Here is a 13,037-nt window from a genome sequence, read left to right on the forward strand (position 1 = left end):
ACCGGCTTGTTATGTAACTTACTTACAGTTCTTACGCCCCTTTCACCGCCGCCGCTACAGGCAAAAACGTCTGATCAGGTGCTGCAACACCGAGGTGGTCGGCTTGACGAAGGAGAGGTCGAGATACTCATCCGGCTGGTGCGCCTGGGTGATATGACCGGGGCCCATCACTATGGTCTCGCAGCCAAGCTGCTGGATAAACGGCGCCTCGGTGCAGTAGTTGACCGACTCGGCGGCGCGGCCGCTCGCCTTCTCCGCTTCGCGCACCAGCACAGAGTCGTCGGCGCAGGCGTAGGCAGGAATGGGTTCATGCAGATGTTGCAGATGCAGACAACCCGGCTGGTGGATCTCGATGGGCGACAGCGCTTCTTTGAGCATCCCCATCAGCTCGTCAGGCCCCACCTGCGGAGTGGGTCGCAGATCGATATGCAGCTCGCAGCAGCCGCAGATGCGGTTCGGGCTGTCGCCGCCCTGAATGTAACCGAGGTTCAGGGTTGGCTGCGGCACGGCAAAGCGGTGGTCGGCGTAGCGATCTTTCAGATCCTGCTGCAAGCGCAGCACCTGCCCCATCGCCTTGTGCATGATCTCCATGGCGTTGACGCCGTTGGCGGGATCCGAGCTGTGACCGCTCTTGCCGGTAATGCGGATCGCCTCCGACATATGCCCCTTGTGGGCCACCACAGGCACCAGTCCGGTCGGCTCGCCAATCACGGCGTAGTCGGGTTTAAGCTCCGCCGCCGCGGCGATGGCGCGGGCCCCCGCCATGGTGGTCTCTTCGTCGGCAGTGGCGAGAATACGCAGCGGCTTGGTCAGCTTGGTGAGGTCAATATCTTTGAGCGCCTCGACGATAAAGGCGAAGAAGCCCTTCATGTCGATGGTGCCGAGGCCATAGAGGCGATTGCCCTCTTCGGTCACCTTGAAGGGATCCTTGCTCCAGCCCCCCTCATCGAACGGCACAGTATCTGTGTGGCCTGCCAGCAGCAGACCGCCCTCCCCCTGACCAATCGTCGCCACCAGATTGAACTTGCCCGGCAGATCGGGGAGCGCCGTTACCTCGCACTGAAAACCGAGCTGACCGAACCAGTCGGCCAGCAGCCGGATCACAGCCTCATTGCTCTGATCCCACTTGGGATCCGTGCTGCTGATAGAGGGAATCGCAATAATATTCTTATAAAGTGAAAAAAAATCCAGATTGGCCATCAGCTCCTCCTTGCGTCCCCGGAATGTTTCTGTTAGAAAATACAAATGCAAAGTGAGTGCATGAATATTCTGTAATTTTACCTGAATATCTGGCTCATCAACAAAGGCTTCTAGTTGTAAGGGAAAGTTAATGTTCTGTCACCTGATCTATAACCGACGACACACACCCGCCTGAATTGCCCCTCCGCACTTGTGCAAAGGGGCGCTCGAACCCCCTTGTGCACTGCAGCGTCATGCTGTGAATCTCGAACTCTGACTTGGAATTTTCAACATGCTTAACACCGTTATCGTCGGTGCCAGTGGCTACGCGGGAGCCGAACTGGCCGCACTGGTACAGAACCATCCACAACTCAAACTGTTCGGCCTCTATGTCTCGGCCGGCAGTCAGGATGCCCACAAGCGCTTCTCTTCCCTGCATCCCCAGTGGGTCGGAGCCCTCGATCAGCCGCTGCTGCCGCTGGACGACGACGGCATGACCCGGATCCTGACCCAGGCCGATCTGGTGCTGCTGGCCACCGCCCACGAGGTGAGCGCCGAGCTGGCACCCAAGTTTCTCGCCAAGGGGCTGCCGGTGTTCGATCTCTCCGGCGCCTTCCGGGTCAAGGATCAGGGCTTCTACGACAGCTTCTACGGCTTCACCCACGACAGCGAGCAGTGGCTGGATCAGGCCGTCTATGGCCTGGCGGAGTGGAATGCCGATGCCATCGCTACCGCCCAGCTGATTGCGGTGCCGGGTTGCTACCCGACCGCATCGCTGTGCGCTCTCAAGCCGCTGCAGCAGGATGGTCTGATTGCCAAGGGGTGGCAGCCCATCATCAACGCCGTCTCCGGGGTTTCCGGCGCCGGTCGCAAGGCGGCCATCAACACCAGCTTCTGCGAAGTGAGCCTCAATCCCTACGGCACCTTCAATCACAGACACCAGCCGGAGATCAGCCACCACCTCGGCAAGGAGGTGCTGTTCCAGCCCCACCTTGGCAACTATGTGCGCGGCATTCTGGCCACCATCTATGTACAGCTGGCGGACGGCGTCCCCCCCACCCAGGTGGATCAGGCCTTCCTCAAGGCTTACGAAGGCAAGCCGCTGGTGCGCCTCACCGGCCAGATGCCCTCCATCCGTGGCGTCGCGGGCACCCCTTACTGCGATATCGCCTGGCAACAGCAGGGCAACATGTTGGTGGTGGTCTCTGCCATCGACAACCTGCTCAAGGGCGCCGCCTCGCAAGCCATGCAGTGCATAAATATCAAATTTGGTTTTGAACCGGCCACCGGCCTGATTTAAGGACTTAGGAAGGATCTCGAACATGGACAAACAGACGTTGGTAATCAAGCTGGGCGGCGCCCTTATCGAGAACGACGAGGCGCTGACCGCCCTGTTCGCCACCCTCAAAACCTTCCTCGACGATCAGCACCGTCCGCTGGTGTTGGTGCACGGCGGTGGCTGTCTGGTGGATGACCTGCTCAAGGGGCTGGGCCTCACCTCCACCAAGAAGAACGGCCTGCGGGTAACCCCGTTCGAGCAGATCCCCTTTATTGCCGGTGCGCTGGCAGGGACCGCCAACAAGCAGATGATGGCCAAGGCGATCGCCACTGGCATTCCGGCAGTGGGGCTCTGCCTCGCCGACGGCGGCCTCTGTCAGGTGACCCAGCTCGACCCGGATCTCGGCGCGGTCGGCGAGTGCAAGCCGGGCAACCCGGCGCTGGTAGCGGGCATCCTCGGTCAGGGCTTCTTGCCGGTAGTGAGCTCCATCGGCATCACTGCCGAAGGGCAGCTGATGAACGTCAACGCAGATCAGGCGGCCACCGCCATTGCCGAAGCGCTCGGTGCCGATCTGGTGATGCTCTCCGATGTGAGCGGCATCCTCGATGGCAAGGGCAAGCTGGTGCCCCAGCTCGACAAGCTGACCGCGCTGGATTTGATGGAGAAAGGGGTGATCCGCGACGGCATGGCGGTCAAGGTAGAAGCAGCCCTGCACGCCGCCGAGACCCTCGGCAAGCCGGTCTGTGTCGCCAGCTGGCGCTACCCGGATCAGCTGCTCAAGCTGCTGGCTGGCGGCGCGGTCGGCACCCAGGTAGCTATTTGATCTCCACCGGAACAAGGAACATCCGATGCAACATCTTCTGAAAGACAGTGATCTGAACAAAGCCCAGATTGAAGCGCTGATTGCGCTGGGCAAAGCGGTCAAGGCCGACCCGAAGAAGTACAGCCAGGCGCTGGCGGGCAAGAGCGTGGTCACCCTGTTCGAGAAACCCTCCCTGCGCACCCGGGTCACTTTCGACATCGGCATCGCCAAACTGGGCGGCCACAGCGTCTATATGGATCAGCAAAACGGCGCGCTGGGCAAGCGGGAGTCGGTGAAGGATTTCGCTGCCAACCTGTCCCGCTGGTGTGATGCCATCGTCGCCCGGGTGTTCGATCACCAGACCCTGGTCGAGCTGGCAGAGCACGGCTCAGTGCCGGTAGTGAACAGCCTGTGCAACCTCTACCACCCCTGTCAGGGGCTGGCCGACTTTATGACCATTGCCGAGCACTACGACGATCTGTCGAAGGTGAAGCTTGCCTACCTCGGTGATGGCAACAACGTCAGCCACTCTCTGCTGCTGCTGGGGGCCACCCTGGGCACCGACGTCACCCTCATCTGCCCGAAAGGCCACGGCCCGGATACCCAGATCTTCCTGCAAGCGCAGGCTCTGGCGGCCAAGTCGGGGGCGACCATCCACATCAGCGATGACGTGGCGGATATCGAAGGGTTCGACGTGGCCTACACAGATACCTGGGTCTCCATGGGCGACAACACCCCGATGGAGCAGGTCAAAGACCTCTTTATGCCTTACCAGATCAACCAGGCCCTGCTCGACCGCACCGGCATCCAGCACGTGCTGCACTGCCAACCGGCGCACCGCGAGCTGGAGATCACCTCGCAGGTGATGGATGGCCCCGCCTCCCTCATCATGGACGAGGCCGAAAACCGGATGCATATCCAGAACGCCGTGTTGCTGACCCTTCTCGGCGGCAAGTAACGCGGCACTCAACCTGAATCACGACCCTTTTATTGAATCATCATCGAATCATCACGGAGAGAAGTAACATGAGCGGAATCAACAAGATCGTACTGGCTTACTCGGGTGGACTGGATACCTCGGCCATCATTCCCTGGCTGAAAGAGCACTATGACGCCGAAATCATCGCCTTCGTGGCCGACGTCGGTCAGGAGCGCGACGATCTGGAAGGGATAGAGCAAAAAGCCATCGCCTCTGGCGCCACCAAGTGCATCATCAAGGATCTGCGCGAAGAGTTTGTCAAAGAGTACGTCTATCCGACCCTGAAGACCGGCGCCGTCTATGAAGGCACCTATCTGCTGGGCACCTCCATGGCCCGTCCGGTGATCGCCAAGGCGATGGTCGAGGCCGCACTGGCGGAAGGGGCCGATGCCATCTCCCACGGTTGCACCGGCAAGGGTAACGATCAGGTGCGTTTCGAAGGTGCGGTCGCCGCGCTGGCGCCCCAGCTGAAAGTGATCGCCCCGTGGCGGATCTGGGACATGCGCTCCCGGGAAGATCTGCTCTCCTATCTGGAGACCCGCAACATCCCCTGCAAGGCGACCCTGAAGAAGATCTACAGCCGCGACGCCAACGCCTGGCACATCTCCACCGAGGGTGGCGAGCTGGAGAGCACCTGGAACGAGCCCTCCGAAGCGGTCTGGCAGTGGACCGTACCAGCCGAGCAGGCACCGGATCAGCCGGAGTACGTCAAGCTGACCGTGGCGCAGGGTGAAGTGGTGGCCGTTGACGACCAGCCGCTCAGCCCGCACCAGATCCTGATGACCCTGAACGAGCGTGCCGGCAAGCACGGCGTGGGCCGCATCGACATCACCGAAAACCGGATGGTGGGGATGAAGTCCCGCGGCTGCTACGAAACCCCGGGCGGTACCGTGATGGTCGCCGCGCTGCGCGCCGTGGAAGAGCTGGTACTGGATCGCCCGACCCGCGCCTGGCGGGAAAAGCTGGGTGCCGAGTTCTCCCATCTGGTCTATGACGGTCGCTGGTTCACCCCGCTGTGCAAGGCGATCCTCGCCTCTGCCAACGCCATCGCCGAAGATCTGGACGGTGAAGTGGTGCTGAAGATGTACAAGGGTCAGGTCACCGCGGTGCAGAAGAAGTCGCCGAACAGCCTCTACTCCGAAGACTTCGCCACTTTCGGGGCCGATGAAGTGTATGACCAGAGCCATGCCGAAGGCTTTATCCGTCTCTACACCCTGGCCAGCCGGATCCGCGCCATGAAGGAGCAACATCAAGCCATCGGTGGCGACCATACCCACGGCTAAGCAAGCGCGATAACCCATTGATTCCGTTGAGGGGGCATGGCCCCCTCTTCTACAGGCAGAGGGCATAGCCCCTGACCCATCATCAGCGGGTGTGACAAGAGCGGCAGCGCCCCGGCCGCTTCTGTGAGATAACAGGGGCTGTGTGAATATGATGCTGACGTATTTTCTCCCTTCTCCCCTTGCGGGAGAAGGGGCGGGGATGAGGGGGGAATTACCCTCACCCTAGCCCTCTCCCAGAGGGAGAGGGAACCGATTCGCAGTTGCTGGATTTGACGTGTTCAACGGCAACAGCACTCATCACCACTGCACTGTTATTCAGGAAAATACAGGGCAAGATTTCTGCGCGCAGGCCAAGAGGCCGCGCGAGTACGGCAGGCGTAAACACCTACCGACAACGCATTCAAGGAGAGCAGTATGGCACTTTGGGGTGGACGCTTCAGTCAGGGAGCCGATAGCCGGTTCAAGCAGTTCAACGATTCGCTGCGGTTCGATTACCGGCTGGCGGAGCAGGATATTCAGGGCTCCATGGCCTGGGCCAAGGCGCTGGTGAAAGTGGGCGTGTTGACCGAGGGCGAGCAGGGCAAGTTGCAACAGGCGATGGAGGTGCTGCTCGCCTCGGTGCAGCAGGATCCCCAGCAGATCCTGAGTTCGGACGCCGAAGATATCCACTCCTGGGTCGAGAGCCAACTGATTGCCGCCGTCGGCGATCTCGGCAAGAAACTGCACACCGGCCGCTCGCGCAACGATCAGGTCGCCACCGATCTGAAACTCTGGTGCAAGGCGCAGGGCGAGCTGCTGCTCGGCTCCATCACCGCCCTGCAGCAGGGGCTGGTCGCCTCCGCTCGCGCCAATCAGACCGCCGTGCTGCCGGGTTACACCCACCTGCAGCGCGCCCAACCGGTCACCTTCGCTCACTGGGCGCTGGCCTATGTGGAGATGCTGGAACGGGACTACTCCCGGCTGCAGGATGCCCTCAAGCGCCTCGACACCAGTCCGCTCGGCTGTGGTGCGCTGGCGGGCACCGCCTATGCCATCGACCGCGAAGCGCTGGCGCTCGACATGGGCTTTAGCGGCGCCACCCGCAACAGTCTGGATTCGGTCTCCGATCGGGATCACGTGGTGGAACTGATGCATGTGGCATCCCTCTCCATGACCCACCTGTCGCGCTTTGCCGAAGACCTTATCTTCTACAACACTGGCGAGGCGGGCTTTGTCGAGCTCTCCGATGCAGTCACTTCCGGCTCGTCGCTGATGCCGCAGAAGAAGAACCCGGATGCGCTGGAGCTGATCCGTGGCAAGACCGGCCGGGTGGTGGGCGCCCAGATGGGCATGCTGATGAGCCTCAAGGCGCTGCCGCTGGCCTACAACAAGGACATGCAGGAAGACAAAGAGGGGCTGTTCGATGCCCTCGACACTTGGCACGACTGCCTCGATATGGCGGCGCTGGTGCTGATCGACCTGAAAGTAAATGGCGAGCGCACCATGGCGGCGGCGCAAGGCGGCTACGCCAACGCTACCGAGCTGGCGGACTATCTGGTAGCCAAGGGGATTCCATTCCGTGAAGCGCACCATATCGTCGGCGAAACCGTGGTCTTTGCCATCAGCGTGGGCAAACCGCTGGAAGAGCTCTCCATCGGCGAGTTCCAGCGCTTCAGCCCGGTGATCGAGTTCGACGTCTACCCCAACCTGGAGCTGGAAGCGACCCTGGCCAAGCGGGTCGCCAAAGGCGGCGTCGCCCGCGAACAGGTAGAAGCAGCCCTGACTGCCGCCGAAGCTTGGCTGGCCAAACGGGTGGGTTAAGCCAACCGGCTTGTCATCCAAAGTTGAAAGCAAAACGGCAACCTCGGTTGCCGTTTTCATTATTAATCGGTATTTTATTAAAAATACACCATTAAATAATAAAACTCTCCGAGATATTAAAATGGAAACTTTTAGGAAAGAAGTCTTACACCTAGATGAAAATCAAACTATCAATATAACATGGAGATATAATGAGAATAGTTTTGCAGGTAAACTATCTTTGTCTCCAAGCAATATTACAATAAAATTTACAGGAGAAACAAGATACGGAAGAGAATTTCCATTTCTATCTATACCTGAAGATGAGTTAATTTTTTGTTCATTCACAAGCACCTTTATAGCTTATAACTTAAAGCCTATCCATGGCTTCAGTAAAATTCTTGATGAAAACTCAACATTTTTCGAGTGTGAATATTCTGTCGGGCACCTAATCTTTCTTCCTACAAATTTTTATAACGAAAAGTTTGGTGTTGAATGTATAGACATACATTCAGACATACTAAGCTCCTGGATTGGAATTACCAAAAAACAACAAGAAATAATAGAGCTTCATAGTCAAGGAAAAAATTTATTCACTCATAAATTTGATGCAAACCAAATATCATGTTGTGTGAATGAGGACCTGTTTTTATCCATTGGATATAATCTATCGACCTACCAATCTTTTAAAGATTTTAGCTATGGATTTGAATATCCCCCATCGTTGAGTTTGCACTTCAGAAACGACCAAAATTTTTCTTCAATAAAACATTTATTTGATGATATTTATTCACTCCTATGTTTTTTTATAGGAGGTGACTTTCCTATAACAAAAGTCGCGTTGCACGTTGAACACTATAGCCAAAGAATGCCCGGCTTTCTTTATTTCCCAACTCACATTGAACATCGAGCAGAAAGATCTCCATATAATTTCTTCCCTCTTGGGCACGATCTTGCATTTGATACCATTGGGCTACCTTCTCTTCCCATTCATGTTTTTGAAAAATTTTTCTCATTAGAGAAAAAAAATAAATCATTATTCGTTAAGCTCTTAAAATACAGAAGAATGAATAATATAGAGGAGAGATTTTTAGGTTACTTCAGGCTACTAGAGTCTCTCTGTCATCAGACAAAATTTCATCTGGATCCAGATGCACTCAAGGCATTAATTAAACGAGTCAAACCATTCATGAGGAAATACTTCCATAATAGTAAAGGTGTATCATCATTTTTGAACGGATTACCTCGTTTCAATAGGAGTAAATATAACACTGAGAAATGTATATCTGACTTCTATAGGACATTACCGACAACAATAACTAATCAATGGAACCTAAATGCACAAGACATCAAAGATATATGCACTCTTAGAAATGACATAACACACGCAAACGATTTTTATATCGATGAGCAAGAATTAACAAGGAAGACTGTTTTTATCGAGACATTACTTATATTTTCTCTAGGCGAAAAAATCGGGATAGATATGGAAATTATGGGGGCCGTCATCCATAGGCTCAATGGTTACCATATGTTGATCAATAGTAATATTAATTACACGAAAGCATTATCAAATTAACAGAACTAAGCTGTTGCATTAAAAAACTTACCAACCCCCTCTCCCTTGCCATTGGGCAGGGTCTGTTTAAAGGCGCCGAGCAGCTGATCGAGGTTGAGATGGCTGGCACCGAGGGAATCCTTGAGGGTATCGAGCTCACTTTGCAGCGCATTGAGGCGGGTGCTCTGGGTGCCGCTCGCCAGCTGGTTGCGGGCGCTATCGATGGCGGCTGGGAGTGACTGACCGCTATTTTCCTGCCCCAGAGTCTGCATCAGCTCCCCCATAAAGTGGTTGATGGCCGAGCGATTTTGCTCGTTGTCGGCATCCTTAATGCCGAGTCGCTGGAATAGACTCTGGACGGTCGGGGCAAGGTGTTCCTCCTGTACGGCAGGCTGCGCGGGCTGGGGTTTGCTACTGCTGCCAAGCAGCTGGCTGCCCAGCTTGAGGGCGATCGAGGCAAGGGGAAGCAGGCTGCTGATCATGATATCTCTCCGCGACAACGACCCTTGATGGTGTTGCCAAGAGATGTGCATAAGCGGGGCCAGCACGGCGATAAAACGCACCGCACCGGCTAATCCCTTGAATGGCTGATCTATTTGTTCAAGCAGCACGCAGGAGATGGCCGAGCGCAAAGGGGAGTCCGGCGGCCAGTAGCTGCCGCCACGGGCGGCAGTGGCAATATGGTGGCAAAGCGTTTTGCCGCCGCCCCCGGGCAGCTATCACCCTCTTTTCACACCCGGATCGCCAACTCTTTGAGCCACTTGCGCAGCCGCCCGTTGGCGTAGAGATAGGGGGAGGCGCTATTGAACGGGATCATCCGCCCGAGCGTCCACTTCTCATACCAGAGGCTGCCATACAGCTGCAGGTCGCTGCGCGCCTCCACCAGTTCGATGATGCGCCCTCTGGCGGCCACCAACCGCTGTAACAACGCCGGATAGCTGAGCCCCTCGTAATCCCGATAGAACTTTTGGGCCAGCCCGCCCAACTCGTTCCACTTAAAACCGGTTTCGGGAAAATCCACTGGCAGACCTGCCGCATCCCGCTCGATCCACCTGATCAGCAGTTCGTTCCAGCCGATAAGGTAGGCCAGCAGATTGACGACGCTCATGGTGGTTCCCTTGCTGTGCCCTGCCAAGGTCGGCTCCCGCACCCGGCTCTCGGGGACGGCCTGCAACGCCTTGAACAACTTGCTGAAATTGGTATCGATCGCGAGTAGCAGCTCGGCCTTGTTTTGCGGGATCCCCATTGCTCTCCCCTTTTCAAGTTTACTTGCGGTGTAGCCGAGGCGATTGCCGCAACCAAGGCAGCACGTTACGCTAGCCTTCTTCCATCCTGTGCAGCTCATCCAGTGCAGGCCAACCATCACGGCAAGATCGGCAATGAATCAACTAATCAGCTATATCAGGGCCATTCATCGACAGGCGAGCCCCGTCACCCTCACACGCCAAGAGAGTGAACACTATAGCGAGCATGATGAGAGCGGCACTGTGATCCAGCACCAGATAACCACCAGCTGGTTTGCCAATGGAGTCGTCATCCGCCAGCAAACCGAACAGGACGAAGCGCCATCGCAGCAGCTTTGTGCCGAGTGCTGGATCAGCTATCGGGTCATCGCCAGTCCCATTCCCATCACTCCAGCCAGCAAGCTGTTTCACAACCACTGTCAGGAGCGATTCTGGTTGAAGGTGCAGGGCATCACGCAGCAAAGGTGATTGGTGCGCCCGTGAGCAGGGGGAAACGCAAAGAGGCTCCGAAGAGCCTCTTTTTGTATCCGTATCTGAACCCGACTCAGCCCAGCAGTAGATAGAGCTGGTGAGCGGCCACACCGGCGCACAGGCCGCCGATAGTGTGGGCGACGATGGCGCGGGAGGTGAGGTGGCGATAGCCGAGGGCATCGAGCATGGCGGTGTGGGTGCTCAAAAAGCCACTCCAGCACATCCCCATGGCGGTAAACACCGCGACCTCGTTACCGGTGATCCACCCTTTGGCGATAAAGGGGGGCACCAGCGACATGGCGGCACCGACCGCACCGAGCGAGGTGGCCGGGAAGGCGACCAGCTCCGGCTGCAGGAAGCCAAACAGCAGGTCAAACAGCCAGCTTACCTTGGCAGCCAGCACCGGCAGCAGGGCAACCCCCTGGAACGCTTCGCCGGTATAGCCCTTCTCCCCCGGGCCGAAGGTGAGCAGCATGACGAAAGTACTGATGATGAGCACGCCCGGGATCACCGCCATCCCCAGCTCCACGCCGGATTTGCCGCCATCGAGCAACGAGTTGAGGATCCGCAGCCAGCCGGGAGCCGCCTCTTTGGTCACCCCGACCTTGCGGCCGTCGGACGACACAGCGTCATCGTTCAGCACTTCCCCCACCAGTGGGCGGATCATCCGCTGCATCAGTCGGGTAGAGACCACCGAGCCTACCAAGGCGCCGAGCAAACCGATCAGCGCCGCGCTGGCGGTGGATTCACCGCTCGGCAGTTGCAGGGTGGCCATAAAGGTGACCACGATCAGCCCCATGCCGAAGGCGGTGCCGAAGTTCGTGAGCGACACCAGCTGCCAGGGGGTGAAGCCTTTGCGAAAGCGGCTGTCTTTGGCGAGGCTGATCACCGCCGGGTTGTCGGAGAAGAAGGTCATCAGCGCCGCCAGCGCGGTGCGGCCAGGCAGACGAAACACCGGCTTCATCAGGGGCGCCAGCAGCACCTCCAGCAGGCGGATCACCCCGAACTCGCTCAAGAGCTGGCTGAGAGCGCCGGAAAGTACGGTGATCCCCATGATAAAGAGCACGGTATTGAGCAGCAGCTGGTGGGCGGTATTGAACAGGGTGTTGACCATGGCAGAGAGGCCCATCTGGCTGCCGAGGTAACCGAACAGGCTGCCAAGAATAAGCAGCACCAGAACGGGTTCCATCCAGTTCCGAATGGCGGCAAGTCGCCCCTTTGACTCTATAACTACATGATTTTCCATATCTATCCTGCGGTTCATCTGTGCGTGTGTGGTTGTTTTTATGGTTAAAAAATGGCTGCGCCAAATAGAAAAAAGCCCTTGTCTTGCGACAAGGGCTTTTTGAATTGGCTCCTCCTACTGGACTTGAACCAGTGACATACGGATTAACAGTCCGCCGTTCTACCGACTGAACTAAGGAGGAATTGTAATTGGTGCCCAGAGACGGAATCGAACCGCCGACACGGGGATTTTCAATCCCCTGCTCTACCGACTGAGCTATCTGGGCAAATGGTGCCGGCTACCGGAATCGAACTGGTGACCTACTGATTACAAGTCAGTTGCTCTACCTACTGAGCTAAGCCGGCACACTTTAAACCATTGTGCATGAACAAATTTTTTATTTCATGGCACCAAAATTGGTGCCCAGAGACGGAATCGAACCGCCGACACGGGGATTTTCAATCCCCTGCTCTACCGACTGAGCTATCTGGGCGTGGGCGCTATTAAACGGATTTTAAGGCAGATGGTCAACGGGAAATTTCACTTTTTGTCTCGTTCGTCTCTTTTTTGCGCAACATCGTCCATTTCTGCCACTTCTTCGGCACGGGCCGCGCCTTTTCGCCCCCAGACTCTGGGTTCCTCCCCCTTGAGCAGGCGGGAGATGTTCTCGTGATGGCGGATCAGGATGAGGCAGGAGAGCAGGGAGACTGGCAGGGTATATTCGGGTTTGAGCAGATAGGTAAAGAGCGGCGTCAGCAGCACGGTAATGATGGAGGCCAACGAGGAGTAGCCGCTCACCAGCAGCACCAGCAGCCAGGTGCCAATCACGGCGCCCCCCATGGTAAAACCGATGGGCATCATGGTCCCCAGTGCCGTGGCGACCCCTTTACCACCACGAAAATGAAAGAAGATGGGATACATATGGCCGAGGCAGGCGGCGACCCCGATAAAGCCGAGGTAGACGGGTTTGATCTGCAGATACCAGGCGAGATAGACAGGCACAGTGCCCTTAAGCACATCAAGCAGCAGCACCACCAGCGCCGCCATCCGGCCACCGAGGCGCAGCACATTGGTTGCCCCCGGATTGTGGGAGCCATGATCCCGCGGGTCGGGCAGACCGGAGCAACGGGAGACCAGCACAGCACTGGATAGTGAACCACCCAGGTAGGCCAGAATAATCATCAAAATCGTCAGGGCCGTCATCTTGGTCGTTTTTACCACGATATGAATGGGGTATG

General features: G+C 57.0%; 12 protein-coding genes and 4 tRNA genes. 7 read left to right on the forward strand and 9 right to left on the reverse strand.

What is annotated here, in order from left to right:
* Positions 1-54 precede the first annotated feature (54 nt).
* Positions 55-1,200: an acetylornithine deacetylase gene (gene argE / locus AB5Y83_RS05705; RefSeq protein WP_075115852.1), complete on the reverse strand. Its 1,146-nt coding sequence runs from the start codon at positions 1,198-1,200 to the stop codon at positions 55-57.
* A 271-nt stretch (positions 1,201-1,471) separates the two neighbouring features.
* On the opposite strand from argE, the gene argC reads away from it, so the two are divergent.
* The 6 genes from argC to AB5Y83_RS05735 all read left to right on the forward strand — a co-directional run bounded on the left by argC (position 1,472) and on the right by AB5Y83_RS05735 (position 8,880).
* The gene (argC, locus tag AB5Y83_RS05710; RefSeq protein ID WP_368174832.1) at positions 1,472-2,479 is read left to right on the forward strand and encodes an N-acetyl-gamma-glutamyl-phosphate reductase; all 1,008 of its coding nucleotides are present in this window, start codon (positions 1,472-1,474) and stop codon (positions 2,477-2,479) included.
* Between the two features lie 22 nt (positions 2,480-2,501).
* A complete protein-coding gene (gene argB / locus AB5Y83_RS05715; protein WP_005336097.1) occupies positions 2,502-3,281 on the forward strand; it encodes an acetylglutamate kinase in 780 nt (259 codons plus the stop codon).
* A 25-nt stretch (positions 3,282-3,306) separates the two neighbouring features.
* Positions 3,307-4,218 carry an ornithine carbamoyltransferase gene (locus AB5Y83_RS05720; RefSeq protein ID WP_368174833.1) on the forward strand — a complete coding sequence of 304 codons (912 nt, stop codon included), beginning with the start codon at positions 3,307-3,309 and terminating at the stop codon, positions 4,216-4,218.
* Between the two features lie 68 nt (positions 4,219-4,286).
* Complete coding sequence (locus AB5Y83_RS05725; RefSeq protein ID WP_033115910.1) at positions 4,287-5,522, forward strand: argininosuccinate synthase; 1,236 nt, start codon at positions 4,287-4,289, stop codon at positions 5,520-5,522.
* A gap of 414 nt (positions 5,523-5,936) precedes the next feature.
* Entirely contained in the window at positions 5,937-7,322 is a 1,386-nt protein-coding gene (argH, locus tag AB5Y83_RS05730) for an argininosuccinate lyase (RefSeq protein ID WP_368174834.1), read from the forward strand.
* A gap of 10 nt (positions 7,323-7,332) precedes the next feature.
* The gene (locus tag AB5Y83_RS05735; protein WP_368174835.1) at positions 7,333-8,880 is read left to right on the forward strand and encodes a HEPN domain-containing protein; all 1,548 of its coding nucleotides are present in this window, start codon (positions 7,333-7,335) and stop codon (positions 8,878-8,880) included.
* A gap of 5 nt (positions 8,881-8,885) precedes the next feature.
* Here the strand turns inward: AB5Y83_RS05735 and AB5Y83_RS05740 are convergent, their stop codons facing one another.
* Together AB5Y83_RS05740 and AB5Y83_RS05745 are read right to left on the reverse strand one after the other, a co-directional pair.
* Entirely contained in the window at positions 8,886-9,341 is a 456-nt protein-coding gene (locus tag AB5Y83_RS05740; protein WP_368174836.1) for a hypothetical protein, read from the reverse strand.
* Between the two features lie 248 nt (positions 9,342-9,589).
* Positions 9,590-10,105, reverse strand: a complete 516-nt coding sequence (locus AB5Y83_RS05745; RefSeq protein ID WP_368174837.1) for a ClbS/DfsB family four-helix bundle protein — start codon at positions 10,103-10,105, stop codon at positions 9,590-9,592.
* A gap of 133 nt (positions 10,106-10,238) precedes the next feature.
* Here AB5Y83_RS05745 and AB5Y83_RS05750 point away from each other — a divergent pair, with 133 nt between their 5' ends.
* Complete coding sequence (locus tag AB5Y83_RS05750) at positions 10,239-10,571, forward strand: nucleotidyltransferase family protein (RefSeq protein WP_139474361.1); 333 nt, start codon at positions 10,239-10,241, stop codon at positions 10,569-10,571.
* Positions 10,572-10,647: 76 nt separating this feature from the next.
* Here AB5Y83_RS05750 and AB5Y83_RS05755 read toward each other — a convergent pair whose 3' ends face one another.
* The 6 genes from AB5Y83_RS05755 to plsY all read right to left on the reverse strand — a co-directional run bounded on the left by AB5Y83_RS05755 (position 10,648) and on the right by plsY (position 13,002).
* A complete protein-coding gene (locus tag AB5Y83_RS05755; protein ID WP_368174838.1) occupies positions 10,648-11,820 on the reverse strand; it encodes a nucleoside recognition domain-containing protein in 1,173 nt (390 codons plus the stop codon).
* Positions 11,821-11,925: 105 nt separating this feature from the next.
* Positions 11,926-12,001: transfer RNA gene (locus tag AB5Y83_RS05760), tRNA-Asn, on the reverse strand.
* Positions 12,002-12,009: 8 nt separating this feature from the next.
* Positions 12,010-12,085 (reverse strand) — tRNA-Phe (locus AB5Y83_RS05765).
* Between the two features lie 3 nt (positions 12,086-12,088).
* A tRNA-Thr gene (locus tag AB5Y83_RS05770) sits at positions 12,089-12,164 on the reverse strand.
* A gap of 52 nt (positions 12,165-12,216) precedes the next feature.
* A tRNA-Phe gene (locus AB5Y83_RS05775) sits at positions 12,217-12,292 on the reverse strand.
* Positions 12,293-12,339: 47 nt separating this feature from the next.
* Positions 12,340-13,002 carry a glycerol-3-phosphate 1-O-acyltransferase PlsY gene (gene plsY / locus AB5Y83_RS05780; protein ID WP_368174839.1) on the reverse strand — a complete coding sequence of 221 codons (663 nt, stop codon included), beginning with the start codon at positions 13,000-13,002 and terminating at the stop codon, positions 12,340-12,342.
* Positions 13,003-13,037 lie beyond the last annotated feature (35 nt).

The organism is Aeromonas sp. R5-4, from assembly GCF_040908215.1.
Lineage (GTDB): Bacteria > Pseudomonadota > Gammaproteobacteria > Enterobacterales > Aeromonadaceae > Aeromonas > Aeromonas veronii.

Bases quoted from the DNA above. Each gene is read 5' to 3' on its own strand.
- argE (WP_075115852.1), bottom strand. From the start codon at position 1,200: ATGGCCAATCTGGATTTTTTTTCACTTTATAAGAATATTATTGCGATT.
- argC (WP_368174832.1), top strand. From the start codon at position 1,472: ATGCTTAACACCGTTATCGTCGGTGCCAGTGGCTACGCGGGAGCCGAA.
- argB (WP_005336097.1), top strand. From the start codon at position 2,502: ATGGACAAACAGACGTTGGTAATCAAGCTGGGCGGCGCCCTTATCGAG.
- AB5Y83_RS05720 (WP_368174833.1), top strand. From the start codon at position 3,307: ATGCAACATCTTCTGAAAGACAGTGATCTGAACAAAGCCCAGATTGAA.
- AB5Y83_RS05725 (WP_033115910.1), top strand. From the start codon at position 4,287: ATGAGCGGAATCAACAAGATCGTACTGGCTTACTCGGGTGGACTGGAT.
- argH (WP_368174834.1), top strand. From the start codon at position 5,937: ATGGCACTTTGGGGTGGACGCTTCAGTCAGGGAGCCGATAGCCGGTTC.
- AB5Y83_RS05740 (WP_368174836.1), bottom strand. From the start codon at position 9,341: ATGATCAGCAGCCTGCTTCCCCTTGCCTCGATCGCCCTCAAGCTGGGC.
- AB5Y83_RS05745 (WP_368174837.1), bottom strand. From the start codon at position 10,105: ATGGGGATCCCGCAAAACAAGGCCGAGCTGCTACTCGCGATCGATACC.
- AB5Y83_RS05750 (WP_139474361.1), top strand. From the start codon at position 10,239: ATGAATCAACTAATCAGCTATATCAGGGCCATTCATCGACAGGCGAGC.
- AB5Y83_RS05755 (WP_368174838.1), bottom strand. From the start codon at position 11,820: ATGGAAAATCATGTAGTTATAGAGTCAAAGGGGCGACTTGCCGCCATT.
- plsY (WP_368174839.1), bottom strand. From the start codon at position 13,002: ATGACGGCCCTGACGATTTTGATGATTATTCTGGCCTACCTGGGTGGT.